Source organism: Streptomyces sp. NPDC057617 (assembly GCF_042800555.1).
In the GTDB taxonomy this organism is placed as follows: domain Bacteria; phylum Actinomycetota; class Actinomycetes; order Streptomycetales; family Streptomycetaceae; genus Streptomyces.
Genome location: NZ_JBHVGV010000007.1, coordinates 219,743 through 238,964, shown reverse-complemented (window position 1 = coordinate 238,964; position 19,222 = coordinate 219,743). Strand labels below are relative to the sequence as shown.

Annotated in this window: 17 protein-coding genes; 8 read left to right on the top strand and 9 right to left on the bottom strand. The window is 71.9% G+C overall.

What is annotated here, in order from left to right; translation table 11 throughout:
• Positions 1–46 precede the first annotated feature (46 nt).
• A complete protein-coding gene (locus ACFU9P_RS19530) occupies positions 47–1,306 on the top strand; it encodes an XdhC family protein (protein WP_384082335.1) in 1,260 nt (419 codons plus the stop codon).
• A gap of 46 nt (positions 1,307–1,352) precedes the next feature.
• Here ACFU9P_RS19530 and ACFU9P_RS19525 read toward each other — a convergent pair whose 3' ends face one another.
• On the bottom strand, positions 1,353–2,378 hold the full coding sequence (locus ACFU9P_RS19525; protein WP_384082332.1) for a LacI family DNA-binding transcriptional regulator: 1,026 nt from the start codon (positions 2,376–2,378) through the stop codon (positions 1,353–1,355).
• A 243-nt stretch (positions 2,379–2,621) separates the two neighbouring features.
• Entirely contained in the window at positions 2,622–3,818 is a 1,197-nt protein-coding gene (locus ACFU9P_RS19520; RefSeq protein WP_384082329.1) for a lactonase family protein, read from the bottom strand.
• Positions 3,819–3,903: 85 nt separating this feature from the next.
• Here ACFU9P_RS19520 and ACFU9P_RS19515 point away from each other — a divergent pair, with 85 nt between their 5' ends.
• The 4 genes from ACFU9P_RS19515 (at position 3,904) to ACFU9P_RS19500 (ending at position 8,434) form a co-directional block, all read left to right on the top strand.
• Positions 3,904–5,175, top strand: coding sequence for a VWA domain-containing protein (locus ACFU9P_RS19515; RefSeq protein WP_376380606.1), 1,272 nt, complete (start codon positions 3,904–3,906; stop codon positions 5,173–5,175).
• Positions 5,175–6,017: a hypothetical protein gene (locus ACFU9P_RS19510; RefSeq protein ID WP_384082326.1), complete on the top strand. Its 843-nt coding sequence runs from the start codon at positions 5,175–5,177 to the stop codon at positions 6,015–6,017. Before ACFU9P_RS19515 ends, ACFU9P_RS19510 begins: the two co-directional genes overlap by 1 nt.
• Before the next feature lie 323 nt (positions 6,018–6,340).
• Complete coding sequence (locus tag ACFU9P_RS19505) at positions 6,341–6,994, top strand: class I SAM-dependent methyltransferase (protein WP_384082323.1); 654 nt, start codon at positions 6,341–6,343, stop codon at positions 6,992–6,994.
• A 285-nt stretch (positions 6,995–7,279) separates the two neighbouring features.
• The gene (locus ACFU9P_RS19500) at positions 7,280–8,434 is read left to right on the top strand and encodes a winged helix DNA-binding domain-containing protein (protein ID WP_384082320.1); all 1,155 of its coding nucleotides are present in this window, start codon (positions 7,280–7,282) and stop codon (positions 8,432–8,434) included.
• Positions 8,435–8,526: 92 nt separating this feature from the next.
• Here the strand turns inward: ACFU9P_RS19500 and lysA are convergent, their stop codons facing one another.
• The 4 genes from lysA to ACFU9P_RS19480 form a co-directional block, all read right to left on the bottom strand.
• On the bottom strand, positions 8,527–9,870 hold the full coding sequence (lysA, locus tag ACFU9P_RS19495) for a diaminopimelate decarboxylase (protein ID WP_384082317.1): 1,344 nt from the start codon (positions 9,868–9,870) through the stop codon (positions 8,527–8,529).
• The gene (locus ACFU9P_RS19490) at positions 9,867–10,409 is read right to left on the bottom strand and encodes an SAV_915 family protein (RefSeq protein ID WP_384082314.1); all 543 of its coding nucleotides are present in this window, start codon (positions 10,407–10,409) and stop codon (positions 9,867–9,869) included. The genes lysA and ACFU9P_RS19490 overlap by 4 nt, the downstream gene beginning before the upstream one ends.
• A 166-nt stretch (positions 10,410–10,575) precedes the next feature.
• The gene (locus ACFU9P_RS19485) at positions 10,576–11,220 is read right to left on the bottom strand and encodes a LysE family translocator (RefSeq protein WP_384082311.1); all 645 of its coding nucleotides are present in this window, start codon (positions 11,218–11,220) and stop codon (positions 10,576–10,578) included.
• A gap of 131 nt (positions 11,221–11,351) precedes the next feature.
• On the bottom strand, positions 11,352–12,179 hold the full coding sequence (locus ACFU9P_RS19480; RefSeq protein WP_376380627.1) for a response regulator transcription factor: 828 nt from the start codon (positions 12,177–12,179) through the stop codon (positions 11,352–11,354).
• A gap of 298 nt (positions 12,180–12,477) precedes the next feature.
• Between ACFU9P_RS19480 and ACFU9P_RS19475 the strand changes: the two genes are divergently transcribed.
• Entirely contained in the window at positions 12,478–14,427 is a 1,950-nt protein-coding gene (locus ACFU9P_RS19475; protein ID WP_384082307.1) for a multicopper oxidase family protein, read from the top strand.
• 159 nt (positions 14,428–14,586) lie between these two features.
• Here ACFU9P_RS19475 and ACFU9P_RS19470 read toward each other — a convergent pair whose 3' ends face one another.
• Together ACFU9P_RS19470 and ACFU9P_RS19465 are read right to left on the bottom strand one after the other, a co-directional pair.
• The gene (locus ACFU9P_RS19470; RefSeq protein WP_384082304.1) at positions 14,587–15,033 is read right to left on the bottom strand and encodes a pyridoxamine 5'-phosphate oxidase family protein; all 447 of its coding nucleotides are present in this window, start codon (positions 15,031–15,033) and stop codon (positions 14,587–14,589) included.
• 39 nt (positions 15,034–15,072) lie between these two features.
• Positions 15,073–16,101: an Acg family FMN-binding oxidoreductase gene (locus ACFU9P_RS19465; RefSeq protein ID WP_384082301.1), complete on the bottom strand. Its 1,029-nt coding sequence runs from the start codon at positions 16,099–16,101 to the stop codon at positions 15,073–15,075.
• Positions 16,102–16,447: 346 nt separating this feature from the next.
• Here ACFU9P_RS19465 and ACFU9P_RS19460 point away from each other — a divergent pair, with 346 nt between their 5' ends.
• Together ACFU9P_RS19460 and ACFU9P_RS19455 are read left to right on the top strand one after the other, a co-directional pair.
• Positions 16,448–17,098, top strand: coding sequence for a CBS domain-containing protein (locus tag ACFU9P_RS19460; protein WP_376380640.1), 651 nt, complete (start codon positions 16,448–16,450; stop codon positions 17,096–17,098).
• A 96-nt stretch (positions 17,099–17,194) separates the two neighbouring features.
• Entirely contained in the window at positions 17,195–18,238 is a 1,044-nt protein-coding gene (locus tag ACFU9P_RS19455) for a zinc-dependent alcohol dehydrogenase family protein (RefSeq protein ID WP_376380643.1), read from the top strand.
• A 133-nt stretch (positions 18,239–18,371) separates the two neighbouring features.
• Here the strand turns inward: ACFU9P_RS19455 and ACFU9P_RS19450 are convergent, their stop codons facing one another.
• Positions 18,372–19,058 carry a CBS domain-containing protein gene (locus tag ACFU9P_RS19450; protein WP_376380646.1) on the bottom strand — a complete coding sequence of 229 codons (687 nt, stop codon included), beginning with the start codon at positions 19,056–19,058 and terminating at the stop codon, positions 18,372–18,374.
• Positions 19,059–19,222: the final 164 nt, after the last annotated feature.

Below are 19,222 nucleotides of genomic sequence, written 5' to 3'. Positions count from 1 at the left end.
CACAGCGAAGCCGTACTCAGCGCGGCGGATCCCCGAGGAGACCGAGATGCTGGACATCGCCGAGGAACTGCACCGGTGGGCCGGGCAGGGGCGGGACTTCGCCGTCGCCACGGTCGTCGCGGTCTCCGGCAGCGCGCCGCGCGGTCCTGGCGCCGCGCTCGCCGTCGACAGCGGGGGCGCGGTGATCGGCTCGGTCTCCGGCGGCTGCGTGGAGGGCGCGGTGTACGAGCTGTGCCGGCAGGCGCTGGAGGACGGCGCCACCGTCGTCGAGCGCTTCGGCTACAGCGACGACGACGCCTTCGCGGTGGGGCTGACCTGCGGCGGAGTCATCGACATCCTGGTGACTCCGGTACGAGCGGTGCGAGCCGTACGAGAGGTGCGAGCCGTGCGAACGGACCGAGCGGTACGGGCGGACGGAGCGGTACGGACGGACGGAGCGGTACGAGCGGCGGTACGGGCGGACGTCACCCGGCCGGTGTTCGCCGCCGCGCTGGCCGCCGCCTCCCGCGGGGAGGCCGCCGCACTCGCCCGGATCACCGAAGGCCCCGCCGAACTGCTGGGCCGCGCCCTGCTCGTGCGCCCCGGCGGATCGTACGAGGGGAGCCTCGGCGGACACCCTGAGCTGGACCGTACCGCCGCCGCCGAAGCCCTCGCCCTGCTGGACTCCGGCCGTACGGACACCGTCGTCATCGGCGAGCACGGATCGCGCTGCGGCCGGCCGCTGACCCTGCTCGTCGAGTCGAGCGTGCCGCCCCCGCGCATGATCGTCTTCGGTGCCGTCGACTTCGCCTCGGCGCTCGTCCGTACCGGCAAGTTCCTCGGCTACCACGTCACGGTCTGCGACGCGCGGCCCGTCTTCGCCACACGCGCCCGCTTCCCCGACGCCGACGAGATCGTCGTGGACTGGCCGCACCGCTATCTGGAGTCGGCCGCGACCGACGCCCGTACGGTCCTGTGTGTGCTCACCCACGACGCCAAGTTCGATGTACCGCTGCTGGAACTGGCGCTGCGGCTGCCGGTCGCGTACGTCGGCGCGATGGGCTCCCGGCGTACCCATGAGGACCGCGCCCGGCGGCTGCGCGAGCACGGGGTCACCGAGCGGGAGCTGGCCCGGCTGCGCTCGCCGATCGGGCTCGACCTCGGCGCCCGTACCCCCGAGGAGACCGCGCTCTCGATCGCCGCGGAGATCGTGGCGGTACGGCGGGGCGGCAGCGGGGTCCCGCTGACGGGCGCGCACACCCCGATCCACCACGACGAGCCGCGCCCATGGGCTCACGAGCGGCGCAGGATCGATTCAGCGGTCTGAGCACCAGCCGGTCCGGCCTGCGAAGATCACCCACGGCCCGCGCGGATCACCCCGACGCCCTGCGCACCAGCTCCGTCCGCAGCACCACATGCTGCCAGGCCGACGCCCCGTCACTGATCGACGCCAGCAGCACCCGGGCCATCGTCCGCCCCATCTCCTCCACCGGCTGGCGCACCGAGGTGAGCTGCGGGTCCGTGTGGCGCGCGATGGGCGAGTCGTCGAACCCCACCACCGCCACCTCCTCCGGGATCCTGCGGCCCGCCGCCCGCAATGTGTGCAGCGCGCCCACCGCCATCACATCCGAGGCGGCGAACACCGCGTCCAGGTCCGGGTGCCGTTCGAGCAGTTCGGCCATCGCCCGCCGGCCGCTCTCCTCCGTGAAGTCGCCATGCGCGATCCAGGCGGGGCGCGGACCGCCGGGGCTGGCCCGTACCGCCTCCTCGTATCCGCGCAGCCGGCACTGCGCCACATACATGTCGAGCGGTCCTGTGATGGTGGCGATACGGCGCCGCCCCGATGCCGACAGATGGTGTACGGCGGCACGCGCGCCGCCGACATTGTCGGAGTCCACATAGGACACGGACTCGTCGCCGGACCTGCGGCCGCTGAGGACCGTGGGCATCTCCATCCCGGCGAGCAGATCGGGCAGCGGGTCGTTGTCATGGAGGGAGACGAGGAGCACCCCGTCGATCCGGCGGGCGCGCGCGTACTGGAGGAAGCGCTGCCGTTCCTTCTCCGTACGGACGAGGGTGAGCAGTAGCTGAAGATCGGTGTCGGCGAGACCGTCGCCCACGCCGTGGACGATGTCGGAGAAGTAGGGCTCGGCGAAGAACCGCTTCTCGGTCTCCGGTATCACCAGCGCCACGGCATCGCTGCGGCTTCCCGCCAGGGCGCGGGCGGCGCGGTTGGGTATGTAGCCGAGCTGGGCGATCGCCTGCTCGACGAGATGGCGGGTGGTGTCCTTGACCCGCGGCGAATTGTTGATGACGCGGGACACCGTGCCCCGGCCGACGCCCGCGAGCGCGGCGACTTCTTCCAGGGTGGGCTGGCCCGTACGTCCCTTCGTCACCATCGGGGGCGACCTCCCGTCGCGAGTGTGCCTGAGCCTGATCCAGGAGCGGGGAACGGGCTGGCGCCATCCAACCACTGGGAGCGCTCCCATGCACGCGAACAGTACATAGGACCGTATCCGGACCACATACCGCCCTGCGTGGAAATACCGCCCGGCCCGGAGATCCCGCCCTGTCTTGAGCGGCAAGCACGCCTGCCTACAGCGACCTACAGCGGCAGCGCGCCTGCCCGGAGCGCGCGCGGCCTACAGCGGCAGCGCGCAGACGGCCACCGGGGAACGGAACGGCTCGCCCGCGGAGCGCAGGCCGCCGCTCTCCTGGTCGACGTGGAAGACCGTCACCGAGTTCGACCGCTGGTTCGCGGCGAACAGCAGATTCCCGGCGGGCGAGAGCGCGAGCTGCCGGGGGAAGTCGCCGCCCACCGGGACGGTGTCGAGGAGTCGGAGCGTCGCGCCCGACGACTCGACCGCGTAGCGGGTCAGGCTGTTGCGGCCGCGGTTGGCGAGATACGCGAAGGCGCCGTTGGCGGTGACCACGAGCTGGGACGGGAAGCTGTCGCCCGCGCCGCCCGCCCCGGTGGGCTGCGGTTCGCCGGGGGTCAGCAGCCCGGTCCCGGGCTCGTACGCGCAGACCACGGCGGTGTTGTCCAGCTCATTGGCGAGATAGGCGTACGCGCCGGACGGATGGAAGGTGAGATGGCGCGGGCCCGCGCCGGGGCGCAGCCGCGCGTACGAGACCTGGGCGAGCGTGCCCGCCGTCGTGTCCAGCCGGTAGGTGTAGACCGTGTCGTTGCCCAGGTCGACCGCCAGGACATGGCCGCCGTCCGGCGAGGTGACGATCTGGTGCGCGTGCGGGCTGCTCTGGCCGGGGCCCGGCGGCGGCGCGGAGTGCGGCACCAGGTCCGTACGCTCACCCAGCGCGCCCGCCGCGGCAGCGTCGATGGGATGCACGGCCACACTGCCGGAGGTGTAGTTGGCACTCAGCAGCCAGCGCCCGCCGGGGTGCACCGAGAGATGCGTGGGCCCCGCACCGCCCGTGCTCCGCGTCCCCAGGACCCGGTGCTTTCCGTCCTCGGCCAGGGCGATCGCGGTGACACCGCCGTTCTGCTGCTCATTGACGGTGTAGAGGGTGCGGCCGTCGGGATGGACGGCGAGGTACGACGGATTCTCGACGCCCGCGATCGTTCCCGTACCGGACACCGCGCCGGTCGTCGGGTCGTACGAGGCGAGTCCGACGCCGGTACCGCCGCCCGCGGCCGAGGTGTACGTACCGAGGAACAGCGGCCTGGTGGCGGCGCGTGACCGGGCGGGCACGGACGGTCTGTCCGTCGGCTGCGGGCGGGGCGGTGACGTGGGTACGACGGGCCCTGGCGCGGCCGCGACGGCCGACGCGGCGGCGAGCGCTCCCATACCGATGAACCGGCGCCTGTTCATTCCGCTCATGCCCCAACTTCCCTTGTACGCAATCGACTTGACAGACCGTCAGCCTTCGTTTGGTTCCCCGGTGCCATTCTCGTATCATCCGGCGATGATCATAAGTAGCCGGTCGGCAGCCGCCTTGTGCGGTCTGGTGGCCACTCTGGCCGTAGGGCTCTTCCCTCCCGCTGCCGCCGCTGACGAACCTACCGGGAAACCGGCACCGAAGGTCGATCTCGTCCTCGATGTGAGCGGCTCCATGCGGGCCCGCGACATCGACGGCCAGTCCCGGATGGCCGCGGCGAAACAGGCGTTCAACGAGGTGCTGGACGCGGTGCCGCAGGAGGTGGAGCTGGGCATCCGCACCCTCGGGGCCAACTATCCGGGCAAGGACACCAAGGTCGGCTGCAAGGACACCCGGCAGCTCTACCCGGTGGGGCCGCTGGACCGTACGGAGGCGAAGACCGCGGTCGCCACCCTCGTTCCGACCGGCTGGACCCCCATCGGACCCGCGCTCCTGGGCGCGGCCGAGGACCTCGAAGGCGGGGACGCGACCCGCCGTATCGTCCTCATCACCGACGGCGAGGACACCTGCGCGCCGCTCGACCCCTGTGAGGTCGCGCGGGAGATCGCGGCCCGGGGCATCCATCTCACCATCGACACCCTCGGCCTCGTGCCCGACGCCAAGACCCGGCGGCAGCTCACCTGTATCGCCGAGGCGACCGGCGGCACCTACACCTCCGTACGGCACACCGACGAACTCTCCGGCCGTGTCAAACAGCTCGTGGACCGCGCCGCCGACCCCGTTGTCACGCCGGTGGCGACCGAGGGCGCCGCGCGCTGCGCCGACGCGCCGCAGATCAAGCCGGGCCTCTACAGCGACCGCGAGAAGTTCTCCGAGCACCGCTGGTACCGCGTGGACGTCCTGCCCGGCCAGGAGCTGCGCGCCTCGGTGAGCGTCGCCGCCGACCGCGCCGTCGACCGGGACTACGGGGTGCTGCTGCGCGCCGTGACCGTACACGGCAGGGAGATCGTCCGCGGCTCCGAGGCGGGCGACGGACGCACCGATGTGATCTCGGCGGGGCTGCGCTACCCGAAACCGCCGGCCGATGACGACGCCGACGGGCTGAAGCCGGCCGCGGAGACGGTCTGCCTTCAGGTCAGCAATGCCTTCTCCGCCCCCGACTCCGTACAGACCACCCCGGGTCTGCCGGTCGAGCTGACCGTCGATCTGGTGGACGCGCCCGACGCGGCCTCCGACATCGCCGCGTTCGGCCTCGGCCGCGGCTGGTGGCTGCTCGGCACCCTGGTCCTCACCGGCCTGGCCGCCGGACTGCTGTGGGGCTGGATCTCCCGCCTGCGTGTCGTCTGGAGGACCAACTGATGCGTATCACCGGTCTGTTCACACGTCCCCTCACAAGGGCGCTGTTCACAAGAGTGCTGCTCGCCGGGGTGCTGCTGTCCGGTACGGCGCTGTTCGGTACGGCGGGCACCGCCCTGGCCGACGAGACCCCCGTACCCGCCACCGAGGAGTCCGCGAACGGCGACGGGCCCGAGGCGGTGGGGCCGACCGAGGCGGGCACGTCCTTCCGTACGGCCGCCGCCTTCAAGCCGGGGCAGACGGCGTCGGCGGAGGCCTCCACGGGTGACTATCTCTACTGGGTCTTCCCGGCCGACGCCGGGCAGCGCCCCACCGTGCGGGCCACGGTCACCCTGCCCGAGTCCGCCGCCGCGAGGAAGGGCGCGCTGACCTGGCAGGTCGATGTCTACGACGGGCTGCGCCGCCGCCAGCCCTGTGTGAGCGGCGCCCAGACGAAGGCGGTCGCCGCGGACGCGGACACGGTCTCGCTGCGCTGCACGCTTCGTACGGTACGGGCCTGGGCCGAGCCCTGGTCCGACGATCCGCTGCCGGGCAGCTACTACGTACGCCTCACCGTCGTGAACGCGCAGGAGGAGGATCTCGGCCTGCCGGTACGGACGGAGGTCGAGGCGGCCACGCCGGGCGCGGGCGGCGCGTACGCGGTCGGCGGAAAGCTGTCCGCTCCGCTCACCCCGGGAATCACCGCGGCCTCGTCGGAGACGGCCGTGACCGCGTCGGAACCGGAGGACGGCTGGTCCTCGGGCTGGTGGACGGACCGCTGGATCTGGACGGTGGCGGGGGGCGTGCTGGGCGCGCTCGCGGGCATCGCCGGGTACACACTGGCGCGGCCGTCGCGCAGGGCCTGATGCGAGCGATGGGCCCGACGGCTCTGCTGGGCCTGGCGCGGGCGTCGCGCCGGGCCTGACGGGCCGGATGGGCGTGACGGGCGTACGGGCGTGATGGGCGTACGACAGTGAGGAGGCGGCGGGCCGGGGGCATCCCGGCCCGCCGTTTTCGTCGGGGTTTCTGAGACTGTGGTCGCGGACCGGAGCTGTCCGCGAGTGCCGCTGGTGCCGTGACCGGAAACGATCACCGGGGTGTGGGCAGGGCGTCCACAGCGGTGGACGTCGCGCAGGTCGACTCAAGGTGGGGCCTCGGCCTGTCAGTTCCCTGCTCTAGGGTCGCCGGCATGGCTGAGCTCTCCTTTCTGACCGCCGTCCGCGAGTCGTACGACACGGTCGCCGCCGATTACCTCGAACGCGTCCCGTCTCCAGCCGAGATGGACCCGCTGTCACGCGCGATGCTGGCGGGGTTCGCCGAACTCGTGCGGACCGCCGCTCTGGGGCCGGTCGCGGACCTGGGGTGCGGTCCCGGCCGCGTGACGGCGCACCTGGCCGGGCTGGGGGTGTCCGCCTTCGGTGTCGATCTGTCACCGAAGATGATCGGGCTGGCCCGGCAGGCCTATCCGAACCTGCGGTTCACCGAGGGCTCGATGACCGCGCTGGCGATGAGGGACGACGAACTCGGCGGCATTCTGGCCTGGTACTCCACCCACCACACGCCCCCGCAGTGGCTGCCGGCGGTGTTCGCCGAGTTCCACCGGACGCTCGCGCCCGGCGGCTACCTGCTCTGGGGAGACTATGTCGGCGATGAGCGACTCCAGCCGACCCACGGCTATGGCCGTCCGGTGTCCTACGAGTCGTACCTTCTGCCCCTGGACCGCATGGTCGACCTGCTGGAGCAGGCCGGACTCGTCGTCACCGCGAGACTGGAACAGGAGCCCGGCGGGCGCGTGAACAGACCGCACGCCTGCCTGCTGGCCCGCAAGCCCGAAAAGCCCTGACGGGGCTCGTTCCCGGGGTGAGGCCGCTTGTGCTGGACCGCCGACGATCACAGGACGGGCGGTCGGACCGCTGGGCTGAGAGGACGCCCGCCCCAGCGGATGCCTTGCCGCCCTTGTGGGCGGAGAGGTCGTCGAGGACGACGTGGACGGGGGCGCCGTCCGGGCGGGCCGCCCGGATGCCGAGCGGGCCGAACTCGTCGAAGGCGAAGGCGCGGTCCAACCGGCGCGAGGACGATCAACACCACCCCCGTGATCGTTTCCGGTCACGACGCTAGCGTGGTCGCCATGGCCTCCGCGAGGACGATCAGCTCCGCCAGTCACCCCGTGCTCTCCACCCGCGCGCTCAGCCGGGCCACTCTGGAGCGCCAGCTCCTGCTCCGTCGCAGCGGGCTGTCCGCCGAGGCCGCCGTCACGCATCTGCTCGGACTCCAGGCGCAGAACGTCAAGCCGCCGTACTTCCAGCTCGCGGCCCGCCTGGAGGGCTTCGTACCCGACGACCTGTCCGGGCTGATGGCCGCGCGCCGGGTCGCCCGGCTGGTCACGCTCCGCTCGACCATCCATACGCACACCGCCGACGACTGCCTGACCCTCCGTCCGCTCGTCCAGGCCGCGCGGGACCGGGAGTTGAGGTCCTTCCGCGACCGGCTGACCGGGGTGGATCCCGACCGGCTCGCCGCTCTTGTCCGCGAGCTGGTCGAGGAGCGGCCCCGGCCGCTGAAGGAACTGCGCGAGGCGCTGGCCAAGGAGTGGCCCGAGGCCGAGCCGTTCGCGCTGGGGGTCGCCGGCCGCTGTCTCGTACCGCTCGTACAGACCACCCCGCGCGGGCTGTGGGGCCGAGCCGGACAGGTCACGCTCACCACCGCCGAGCACTGGTTCGGGCGTCCCGCCGAGCCCGTGCCCGCGCCGGACGGGACCGTACTGCGCTATCTCGCCGCCTTCGGCCCGGCCTCCGTCAAGGACATGCAGGTCTGGTCCGGGCTCACCCGGCTGCGGGAGGCATTCGAACGGCTGCGGCCCCGGCTGCTCACCTTCCAGGACGAGAGCGGGACCGAGCTGTTCGATCTGCCGGAGGCGCCACGGCCCGCCGAGGACACCCCCGCGCCGCCTCGCTTCCTGCCCGAGTACGACAACCTCCTGCTCTCGCACGCCGACCGGAGCCGGGTGGTCCCGCCCGCGTACCGGGGCCGCACGGTCCGCGGCAATCAGCCCTTTCGTACGTTCCTCGTGGACGGCTTCCTGGCCGGGATCTGGCAGCTCACCGAGGCCGGCGGGCGTGGTGAGCGCGGCGGGCGGGTGACCTTGACCGTCGAGGCCTTCGGTGCGCTGACGCCCGGGCAACGTGCGGAGGTGGCCGAGGAGGGGGAGCGGGTGCTTGCGGTCATGGGCATGGGCGGGCCGTACGACATCCGGTTCGGGAGTTTCAGCGGGCCGCAAGGCTGAAACGGTCTCAACGGGCCGCGGGGCTGAGCGTCCCAGGCCGGCGGTGACTGCCGGAGGCCGGCGAGGCAGGGTCCGGCATGCGGTCCATGCGGTCAGAGTCCGACGTCGCGTGCGCGCAGGTCGTCGAAGGTCTCCCGGCGTACCAGAAGCCGCGACCTCCCTCCTGAGACCGCCACCACCGGTGGGCGGCCGGTCATGTTGTAACCGGAGGCCATCGACACCTGGTAGGCGCCCGCGGCCGGGACCGCCAGTACGTCGCCGGGTCTGATGTCCGCGGGCAGCTCCACCGGGCCGGCGAGCACATCGCCCGCCTCGCAGTGCCGGCCGACGACCGTCGCCGTGCGCATCGGGGCCGTGGAGGCATGGCCGACCCGGCGGACCGTGTAGCGCGCCCCGTACAGCGCGGGCCGCGGGTTGTCGCTCATCCCGCCGTCGACCGCGACAAAGACACCGCCGGCGCCCCGCTTCACCGACAGCACCCGGTAGAGCGCGACCCCGGCGGGTGCGACGACCGAACGGCCCGGCTCCACGGTCAGTTTCGGTACGGGCAGGCCGTGGGCGGCACAGGCGTCCGCGAGGGTGGTGGTGATCAGGCGCCCGTACTCGGCCGGGGCAGGCGCCGGATCGCCCGGTACGTACGCCACCGCGAAGCCGCCGCCCAGATCCAGTTCGGGCAGGGTCACGCCGTACCGCTCCCTGATCCACGCCAGAAACGCGACCAGGCGGCGGACCTCCTCGGCGTACGGTTCCGGCCCGGCGATCTGGGAGCCGAGATGGCAGTGCAGGCCGGTGAGTTCGAGGCGGGGCTGGCCGAGGATCCGGCCGACCGTCTCCTCGGCGGAGCCGTCCGCGATCGAGAGCCCGAACTTCTGGCCCTCCGCCCCCGTACGGATCTTGGGGTGCGCGCCCGCCTCGATCCCGGGCAGAACGCGGACCAACACCCGCTGCGGACCTGGCCCGGGCGCCTGCGCGGCGATCCTCGCCGTCTCGCAGGCCGAGTCGATGACGATCCGGCCGACGCCCAGGCGCAGCGCCGCCGACAGGTCCCGGGGGGACTTGGCGTTGCCGTGCAGCACGATCCGCTCGGGCGGGAAGCCGCGGGTGGCGGCCAGCTCCAGTTCGCCGGCGGAGCAGACATCGAGGCCGAGGCCTTCCTGCTCCATCCAGTCGACGACCGCCCGGCAGAGGAACGCCTTGGCGGCGTACACGATCTCGGCGTCGGGCAGCGCCCGCCGCCACGCCCGGGCGCGGGCCCGCACCTCGTCCTCGTCGAGGATGTACACCGGGGTGCCGTAGCGGTCGGCCAGCTCCGCGAGCCCGACCCCGGCCACCGCGATGTCCCCGCCGGGCGCGACGACGGCGGACGCGGGCCAGACCGGCGGGGCGTTCAACTCGTTGATGAGCGCGCGGACATGCCTCAGCGGTTCGGTGGTCATACGGGCATCGCCTCCGGCCGCACGAGCTTCGGCTGTACGGGCGCGTCGGCCGGTTCCGAAACCGGCGGGGCATGGCGGGAACAGGCCCTGACCGGCGCGGCCTGCCGGCCGACGGCGGGGGCGGCGGGGGCCGGGGCGGTGAGCTGGGGGTCCACCGTGACGATCGTCGTGCCGAGCGGTGCGGCGAGCGCACGCAGCGCGGGCTCCGCCAGCCTGATCCACGTCTGCCGCTCGCCGAGAACGGCTGTCAGCCGACGGTCGCTGGTGAAGCCGATCGCGGTCCGCGCGCCGAGCGGGGTGCGCGCGAAGCGGAGCTGGTACCCGCCGCACGAGCCGAGCCGTACGGGCACATACAGCGGCCGTACCGCGCGCCAGTCGTCGGGGCGGGAATCAACGGGGTCCGGATCGGAGGGGTCCGAATCGTCCGCGGCCGAATCGTCCGCGGCCGAATCGTCCGCGGCCGAGCCGTCCGTGGTCGAGCCGTCCGGGGTCGAATCGGCGGGCTCCGAGTCCGCGTCCTCGGGTATGAGGCGCTCCATGGTGTCCTCCCAGGGGAGTCGTTCACTGCCTGACTCCAGGAAGCTATGCCCGGCGGAAGGCGGTTTGCCGGACTCATGACGGAGCGTTGACCGCGCAGCCCCGCTTTTTGACGCGCCCCTGGCACCCGCCGTTTTCCAAGCTCCGGCCCCCGTCCCGTACGGCTCCTCAGTCCGCCCGGCCCGTCGCCGCGACCGTCACCCCCAGCCCGATCATGGCGAACCCGCCCGCGCCGCCGACCATTGACAGCCGCCGGTCCGACCGCGCGAACCAGTTGCGGGCAGCGGAGGCACCCAGACCCCACAGGGTGTCAGTGACCAGCCCGATCCCGATCGGCACCAGCCCCAGCAGCAGCATCTGTGCCGGCACCTGGCCCGCCGAGTGGTCCACGAACTGGGGGAGCACGGCCGCGAAGAACACCACGCCCTTGGGATTGGTCATCCCCACGACAAAGCCGTCCCCGACCGTACGGAGATCTCCGCGCGCCGGGCCCGCGGGCGCCGACATGGCCGAGGCCCGCATCTCCTTGCGGTGCCGGAAGGCCTGCACCCCCAGGAAGACCAGATAGGCCGCGCCCGCCAGCTTCACCGTGAGGAAGACCGTCACCGACTCCTCGACCAGCGCGCCTATCCCCAGCGCGACCGCCACCACCAGGGCATACGACCCGGCCACATTGCCGAGCACCGTGGCGAGCGCGGTCCGCCGTCCGTGCGCCAGCGCCCGCCCGATCACGAACAGCACGCTCGGCCCCGGGATCACGATCACGAGCAGGGACATCGCGGCGAAGGCCAGGAACCGGTCTGTCGACACCATGTGCATACCTCCAATCCGTACCTATGAACGACCGGCCACAGAGGCCGGGCTTTTCCACTGCGGCCGCTGCGGCCGCGGGTCTCCCGAAGCGGCCGCGAAAGGCTCGCGCAAGCTCGAAAGGCTCGCGCAAGCTACGGCAGCAGGCCGGCGCGCCTGGCTGCCACCACCGCCTCCAGCCGGCTGTGCGTGCCGAGCTTGCGCATCGCCGAGCGCAGATAGCCCTTCACCGTCTCCGGGCGGAGCCCCAGCAGCCTCGCCGTCGTCGCGTTGGTCGAGCCCGCCGCGACACAGCCCAGGACATCCACCTCGCGCGGTGCCAGCGTGACCGGCAGCGGCGGCGCCGGGGCGTCCACCGGCAGCGCGGCACCCGCGTGCCGCCCGCAGACGGTGAGCAGCTCTTCCCGCAGCTCCGCGTCGACGATCCGGGGCGCCAGCGCGCGCAGTTCGCTGTGGGCCGCGCGTATCTCCTCCCGGGCACCCGCACCGCCCGCCGCCTCGCGGGCCACCGCGAGCAGCCGCCGCACCTCGTCCCGTACAACTAGGGCCTGCTCCACATCCCGCGCGGCGGCCACCGCCGCGTCGAAGGCCCGCTCCCCGATCGGCAGGGCGCTGCGCAGCGCTCCGTACAGCACCCCGCGCACCCTGCGCCGTACGACCACGGGTACCGCGAGCACCGAGCGCAGCCCCTCCGCCGCCACCGCCGCGTCGTACTCATGGCTGATGTGCCGCGCCTCGCGGTAGTCGGTCACCGCGCAGGGTCTGGCCATGGCGATCGACTTGCCGCCCAGACCGTTCCCCGACGAGATCCGCAGCCCGCGCAGGGCGCTCGTCGAAGTCCCGTGCAGCTCGGCGATCCTCAACTGCCCCATCTCATACGTCAGTCCGCCGAACGTCACGGTCAGCCCGGTCGACCTGCGCAGCCGCGCCAACGCCGCCCGCATCTCCACCGCCTCGCCCATGCCCCCGCCCTCCCGCCGGCACCGCGGCCCCTCCGCCGCCACCCCTGTCCCTGGGTGGTGAGACCCGTATCACTGACAACTCGATGCTAGGGCCTGCCCGCGACACGGCATCAGTTGTCCACAGGCCGGGCCACGACCGTTGTCCACAGGCCGCGTCGGCGCAGGGCGCGGCTAGCCTCATCAGGTGATTCATATCCGGCCATGGAGAGTTTCAACGGCGGTACGGGTATTTGTTCGATGGTGTCTCGGGGCATCTCCTGGCCGTGTGAGTCGGTTCTGACCGTGCGCGGGAGGGCCAATGATCAGTAGGCGTCGGGTCGTGCGGGCCGGTGTTGCGGGCGGGGTCTGTCTGTTTCTGCCCGGCGGGACGGCGTTCGCGGCCCCGGTCACCGCGGACGGGATACTCGATCCGGAGACGGTGGAGAAGTACGTCACCGAACTCGCGATACCTCCGGTGATGCCCCGGGATTCGTGGGACGGCGGGACCGGCCCCGGCACCGACGGCTATACGATCGGCGTCCGGCAGTTCCGGCAGCAGGTACTCCCTCCCGGCAGTCCGGCCACGGCTGTCTGGGGATACGGTTCCTGTCGGCACCCCGGCACATTCAGCTACCCCGCCCGCACGGTGGAGGCCGAGGCGGGCAGGGCGGTCCGGGTGACCTGGGTCAATCGTCTGCTGGACGCGCGGGAGAACTATCTGCCGCACCTGCTGCCGGTGGATCCCACGCTGCACTGGGCGAACCCCCCTGGCGGAGTTCCCGGGCGGGACTCGTCCCCCGTGTTCACCTCGACCCCCGGCCCGTACACGGGTCCCGTACCGATCGTGACGCATCTGCACGGAGGGCGGAACACCGAGGAGAGCGACGGCTACGCCGAGGCGTGGTATCTGCCCGACGCACGTGACATTCCGGCGGGCTACGCGCGAACCGGGTCCTTCTACGCCGAGTTCCGCAGGAAGTCCGAGGAACTGTTCGGCGCGAAGTGGGGCCCGGGGAACGCCGTGTTCCACTACGCCAACCAGGGCCGCGCCGCCACTCTCTGGTTCCACGATCACGCCCTGGGACTCACCAGACTGAATGTGTACGCCGGTCTGACGGGCTTCTACCTTCTGCGCGGCGGGTCGGCAGACCTGGGCGAGGGGGTACTGCCGGGCCCCGCGCCCAGGCTCGGCGACCGGCCGGGGACGAGGTACTACGAGATTCCGGTCGTCATCCAGGACCGGTCGTTCCACACCGACGGAAGCCTGTTCTATCCGGCGAGCCGGGCGTTCTTCGACGGATTCGGGGGACCGTATGTGCCGGAGAGCGACATGGCGCCGATCTGGAATCCGGAGTTCTTCGCCAACGCGATGGTCACCAACGGCCGGACCTGGCCGGTGCTGTCCGTGGAGCCGCGCCGCTACCGGTTCCGGTTTCTCAACGGCTGCAACGCGCGCTTCCTGATCCTCAAGATCGTCACCGACCCGTTGGCACCCAGGCCCGCCGCGCCGGTGCTTCCCTTCTGGCAGATCGGCAGTGAGGGAGGATTCCTGCCGACGCCTGTCCAGCGCGGGGAACTGCTGACCGCGCCGGCCGAACGCGCCGACGTCATAGTCGACTTCACCTCCGTCCCGGTGGGGACCGAGCTGTACCTCATCAACGAGGGACCCGACACGGTGTTCGGGGGCGGAGCGGCGGTTACGGACTTTCCGCCGGCGAATCCGAAGACCACCGGTCAGGTCATGAAGTTCGAGGTGGGACCGCTCACCGCGCCGGACGGGTCGGCGCCGGTCTCTCAGCTCGTACTGCCCCCGTGCGAGCCCCTGGGCGCGGCGAGCCGTACGCGGCGGCTCAGCCTGAACGAGGCGGGCTCGGCCCGGCTGCCGGGCGTGGGTCCGCGCGCCGTGCTTCTCGGCATCCTGGACCCGGCGGGGCAACCGGTGCCTCTGGGGTGGGGCGATCCGGTCACGGAGAATCCCGCCCTGGGCGCGACCGAGGTCTGGGAGATCCACAACCTGACGATGGACGGACACCCGATCCACATCCACGAGGTTCAGTTCCAGGTGGTGGACCGGCAGCGGGACGGTGAGGCGGCGCAGCCCCCGGAGCCGTGGGAACTCGGTTTCAAGGACACGGTGATCGCGTATCCGGGCGCCGTCACCCGGGTCAAGGTCCGGTTCGACCAGGCGGGCCGGTACATGTGGCACTGCCACATGCTGGAGCACGAGGACAACGAGATGATGCGGCCGTTTCGCGTCGGCCCGTCCTGACGGATGCCGGAGAGGGCCGTGCGGTCGTGCGACGGCGACGTTTGGGCCCACAGCCCCGGGACCCGCCCACGGCACACGACGGTCACGGCGCCGAACGCACGGCCGGACGACCGCGCGGCCCGTGTGGGTCGTCCGGCCGGCGCCCTTCCTCCCGCCCGGTCAGCGGCCGGGAGCCGGCGCCGGGCCTATGCGGCGGCCCGTCATCCGGGCCGGGAAGATCGCGAGCCACAGCCGGCGGTCGTCCCCCGCCCAGGGGGCGGTGTACGCCTGCTGGTCCAGTCCGCGTGCGGCGGCGTCTCCCGTGACGGCATGCGCGGTGCCGACGACATTGACGCTCCAGCCCTGGCGCACCGCTTCATCGACATGGTCGACCTCGAAGACGACCTCCTGGTCGGCTGCCGCCGCCGCGGCGGTGCCCGGGGCCGTTCTGTACGCCAGCGAACCGTCGCCCGACACGACGTAGTTGACGGGAACGACAGCGGGGCCGTTGCGCGTGTTCACGGCCACACGGCCGACACCGTGCGTGGAGATCAGGGCACGGCACTCCTCCTCGCTCAGCGTTCCGAACTCGGTCTCGCGCGAATCCCTCCGGGCCCGGTTCGTCATGGTCGACCACCTCCCATCCCTCGGTCTTCTCCTGGCCGGTCAGTCGCCGATCGTCAGTACGTCCCGTACGGGACGACGGGGTGTCCGGGGGCCACGCGGCCCGTACCCCAGGCGCAGGACCATCTGGACATGGCCCGTGCCGGACACCGGGTCACGCAGCAGCCACCGCAGCTCGGGATGTTCGAGTGCCTGAGTGGCGGGTGCGCCGGACACTCCGTGACGTGTGGCGAGGAGCAGGACGCGCTCCATGGCCTGTCCCGCGCGCAGCCAGTCGGCCGGTCCGTCCTCCGGGGTGCTCAGCAGGGCCAGGTGAGGCCGGTCCTCGAAGTCCGCCACCGGCCTGCCTGACACCGCGCCCGCGCCGGCGAAGTCGCGCGCCGGAGCCCTGCCGGCCCGCTTGCGCGGTCCGAACGCGTAGTCGGGGACTCCGTCCGCGGGTGAGTCGGACCTGGCGTTCCAGGTCCACTGCCGCAGCTCGGCTTCCCTTCCGGGGGCCATCCGGCTGTATCCCTCGGCGTCCTGGATCAGATCCAGGACGAACTGGAGGTGCGGTCCGATGAGGAAGGCGAGTTCGGCGCCCTCCCGCCGGGCGGCTCCGGCGAGCGCGCACCGTACCTCCTCCGGCAGCTCCTGGTCCGTGAAGGGCTCGCGGCTGGTGTGCCGGTCATGGATCGCGGGGTGGAGCGAGCCGAGTCCGTCGACCTGTGCCTCGTCCCGTGCCTCTGCCTCTGCCTGTGCCTCTGCCGCGGTCGTCGCGGATTCGAGTCGTACGGTCGCCAGGAGCGAGGGATCGCGGGGGTCGGGGAGCAGCGTCGTCACCGGGAGGAGCCCCTGGTGGACGGCCGCGACCCGGAGATTCAGCAGCGCGGCGCCGCAGCCCAGGTGCAGGCCGGTCAGGGTGGGATCGGAGTACGGCAAGGCGCGGTCGAGATCCGCGGACAGCGCGAGGGTGCGGCTGTCCGGGTTGTAGTGGAAGCGCCAGGGCTGGGCGTTGTGCATCGAAGGCGCGGCCGTGGCGTCGGCGACCAGGCCGCTCACCGTCGTTTCGTCGAGCGCGGGTGACAACACGGCTGCTCCCGGATGAGTCGGTGCTCCCGGACGGGCGATCCCCGTTCCTCTCCAGCGTGCTTCCGAGGCCAGGCCGGTGGCAGGGGCCGTAAGGCCCTGTCCCGGGACCCGTCGGCCTGGAAGCGCGGGCCGGGCGTTCCCCTTCTTCCCGTGATGAGGGGCCGGTTCTTCCCGTGATGAGGGACCGAGTGGCTCATGGTGCCGGGTGGCGCGGCCGGGGACCGTGGAGAGGTGGCCGCGCCGGGCGGTCGGGATCCGAGGCCCATGGCCATGAAGCCTGAGGCCCTTGGCCATGAGAGGCCCTTGGTCATGCGAGGCCCTTGGCCATGAAGGGAGCAGTGAGGACATGGATCACCGCAGGATCAGTGAGCTGATGACCCGCGATGTGGTGAGCGTGCGGCCCGAGACGCCCTTCAAGGAGATCGCCAGAATGCTGGCGGACCACGACATCAGCGCCGTACCCGTGGTCGACACCGCGGGCCGTCCGGTCGGCCTGGTGTCGGAAGCGGATCTGCTGCGCAAGGCGGCGGGCGGGTCCGATCTGTCGGGCCGGACGCCGCTGCCGGACCTGGAGGCGTGGGAGCGCGCCCGTGCCGAGGGCAGCACCGCCGGGGAGGTCATGTCCGCCCCGGTGGTCTGCGCGCACCCCGACTGGACCGTTGTGGAGGCCGCCCGTCTTATGGCGGTGCAGAACGTCAAGCGTCTGCCCGTGGTGGACGAGACCGAGACACTGCGCGGCATCGTCAGCCGCGCCGACCTGCTCCGGGTCTTCCTGCGCCAGGACCACGCCATCCGGGACGAGATCACACACGATGTCCTGGCCGGAACCCTCGGCCTCGCCCCCATGGCGGTCACAGCCGATGTCAAGGAGGGCGAGGTCACCCTGCACGGTGCGGTGGAGGACAGCCGCCTGGTCCCGGTGGTGGTACGGCTGTGCCGCAGCGTGGACGGCGTCGTCACGGTCTCCGAGGATCTGAGGCACCCGACGCGCGACTGAGGCACCAGGTGCTGGACGTCGCCGCCGCCTCCGGCCCGCGAGGAGCTGACTCAACGAGCTGAACCAACGAGCTGAACCAACGAGGAGATGCGCGTCATGAAGGCATTCGTCTTTCACGGACCCGAACAGTCCTCCTGGGACGAGGTCCCCGAACCTTCCGTCAAGGACGGGGCGGATGTGATCGTCCGCGTCGACTCCGTCACCATCTGCGGCACCGATCTGCACATCCTCAAGGGCGATGTCCCGGAGGTCGTCCCCGGGACCGTCCTCGGCCATGAGGCCGTCGGCGAGGTCGTGGAGGCAGGCGGTGACGTGCACACCGTACGGCCCGGGGACCGGGTCCTGGTGTCCTGCGTCTCGGCGTGCGGGCGCTGCCGCTTCTGCCGGGAGGCGCGGTACGGCCAGTGCCTCGGCGGCGGGGGCTGGGTGCTGGGACATCTCATCGACGGGACCCAGGCCGAGTATGTGCGCGTTCCCTTCGCCGATCTCTCCGTCCACCGGCTGCCCGGCTCCCTGGACAGCCAGGACGCGGTCCTGCTCGCCGACATCTTCCCCACCGCCTACGAGGTGGGTGTGCTCAACGGCCGTGTCCGGCCCGGTGACACGGTGGTCGTGGTCGGGGCGGGGCCCATCGGCCTGGCGGCCGTCGCCGCGGCGCGGCTGTTCTCACCGAGGCGTGTGGTCTCCGTCGATCTGTCGCGGCCGAGGCTGGAGGCGGCACGCAGGTTCGGCGCCGACGCGGTGGTGGACGCGGCGGAGGACCCCGCGCGTCTGGTCAAGGATCTGACCGAGGGGCTCGGCGCCGATGCGGCGATCGAGGCGGTGGGGCTGCCCGAGACCTTCGAGCTGTGCACCCGCCTGGTCCGCCCGGGCGGACGCGTCGCCAATGTCGGGGTCCACGGCAAGCCCGCCGTACTGCACCTCGAAGACCTGTGGATCAAGGACGTGACCATCACGACCGGGCTTGTGGACACCTACTCCACCCCGATGCTGATGGACATGACCGCCGCCCGGCGGCTGCCCACCTCGGCACTGGTCACCCACAGCTTCGAACTCGACCGGATGGAGGAGGCGTACGAGGTGTTCTCGGCGCCCGACAGCGGAGCGCTCAAGGTCGTCCTGGAACGGCCCGCCGCGTAAGCGCAGGGCCGAGCCCTGCTTCGTAGCCGAGCGCAAGGCTGCGCCGCTTCGTGCGAGTTCGAGTTGCTTCGTACGTGCCCCTTCCGAGCCGCTTCGTAGCGGCAAGGCCGCGGTGCCTCAGAGCCGCTATGCCTCAGAGCTGAGGCCGCGTCATGGGCGGCCCGACCGGTCCGATGCCCGGGCCTACGAGCGCGCACTCGACGTCCACCACCCCTTCGACCGCACGCGTCAGACGGGCCGCCAGCGGGACGAGAGCGGTGTCATGGATCTGCCCGCTCAGCGTGACCACCCCGTTGACCACGGTGACCCGCACGTTCTCACGGGACACCAGGAAGAGGCGGTCGACGACGTCCTCGCGTACCTCCTCCGCGAGATCCTCGTCCGACCGGAGGAACACCTTGAGCAGATCGCAGCGGCTGACGATCCCGTCGAGCCGTCCCGAGGAGTCGACCACGGGCAGCCGCTTCAGGGTTTTCTGAGCCATGGTCCGTGCCGCCTGGGCGAGCGTGGCATCCTCCCGGACCGTGACGGCGGGGGCGGTCATGACCTCCGCGGCGGTCACCGCTCCGGCCTTGCGCAGATCGTCGAGGCGCCGCATCTGTTCCGCGCGGCCGGGATCCGCGTCCCGGAACTCCTCCTTGGGGAGCAGATCCGCTTCGGACACCACGCCGATCACCCGGCCGTCGTTCGCCAGGACCGGCAGGGCGCTGATGTTCCACCTCTCCATGGTGTCCACGATCTCCTTGAACCCGGCCTCCGGGCTGACCGAGACCACGGCATGCGTCATCACATCGCTCACCGTGTGCGGAGTGTGATGCATGATCCCTCCTCCAGCGGATTGAGCGGACGGCCATGTCGGGACCGGTCGCCGCTACAACAAGCCTCGGCCCACCGGACCCTCGGGCCCAGAGGCCGGCCGGCTCTGCCTCCGGTCCGAACGGCCCACACCGCTCACACCCGCTCACACCCGCCCGTACCGCCCAT

What these genes read in the sequence shown, in the direction of transcription:
- ACFU9P_RS19475 (WP_384082307.1), top strand. Translation starts at nt 12,478, where the DNA reads ATGATCAGTAGGCGTCGGGTCGTGCGGGCCGGTGTTGCGGGCGGGGTC.
- ACFU9P_RS19505 (WP_384082323.1), top strand. Translation starts at nt 6,341, where the DNA reads ATGGCTGAGCTCTCCTTTCTGACCGCCGTCCGCGAGTCGTACGACACG.
- ACFU9P_RS19525 (WP_384082332.1), bottom strand. Translation starts at nt 2,378, where the DNA reads ATGGTGACGAAGGGACGTACGGGCCAGCCCACCCTGGAAGAAGTCGCC.
- ACFU9P_RS19460 (WP_376380640.1), top strand. Translation starts at nt 16,448, where the DNA reads ATGGATCACCGCAGGATCAGTGAGCTGATGACCCGCGATGTGGTGAGC.
- ACFU9P_RS19520 (WP_384082329.1), bottom strand. Translation starts at nt 3,818, where the DNA reads ATGAGCGGAATGAACAGGCGCCGGTTCATCGGTATGGGAGCGCTCGCC.
- ACFU9P_RS19450 (WP_376380646.1), bottom strand. Translation starts at nt 19,058, where the DNA reads ATGCATCACACTCCGCACACGGTGAGCGATGTGATGACGCATGCCGTG.
- lysA (WP_384082317.1), bottom strand. Translation starts at nt 9,870, where the DNA reads ATGACCACCGAACCGCTGAGGCATGTCCGCGCGCTCATCAACGAGTTG.
- ACFU9P_RS19500 (WP_384082320.1), top strand. Translation starts at nt 7,280, where the DNA reads ATGGCCTCCGCGAGGACGATCAGCTCCGCCAGTCACCCCGTGCTCTCC.
- ACFU9P_RS19480 (WP_376380627.1), bottom strand. Translation starts at nt 12,179, where the DNA reads ATGGGCGAGGCGGTGGAGATGCGGGCGGCGTTGGCGCGGCTGCGCAGG.
- ACFU9P_RS19530 (WP_384082335.1), top strand. Translation starts at nt 47, where the DNA reads ATGCTGGACATCGCCGAGGAACTGCACCGGTGGGCCGGGCAGGGGCGG.
- ACFU9P_RS19470 (WP_384082304.1), bottom strand. Translation starts at nt 15,033, where the DNA reads ATGACGAACCGGGCCCGGAGGGATTCGCGCGAGACCGAGTTCGGAACG.
- ACFU9P_RS19490 (WP_384082314.1), bottom strand. Translation starts at nt 10,409, where the DNA reads ATGGAGCGCCTCATACCCGAGGACGCGGACTCGGAGCCCGCCGATTCG.
- ACFU9P_RS19510 (WP_384082326.1), top strand. Translation starts at nt 5,175, where the DNA reads ATGCGTATCACCGGTCTGTTCACACGTCCCCTCACAAGGGCGCTGTTC.
- ACFU9P_RS19515 (WP_376380606.1), top strand. Translation starts at nt 3,904, where the DNA reads ATGATCATAAGTAGCCGGTCGGCAGCCGCCTTGTGCGGTCTGGTGGCC.
- ACFU9P_RS19455 (WP_376380643.1), top strand. Translation starts at nt 17,195, where the DNA reads ATGAAGGCATTCGTCTTTCACGGACCCGAACAGTCCTCCTGGGACGAG.
- ACFU9P_RS19485 (WP_384082311.1), bottom strand. Translation starts at nt 11,220, where the DNA reads ATGGTGTCGACAGACCGGTTCCTGGCCTTCGCCGCGATGTCCCTGCTC.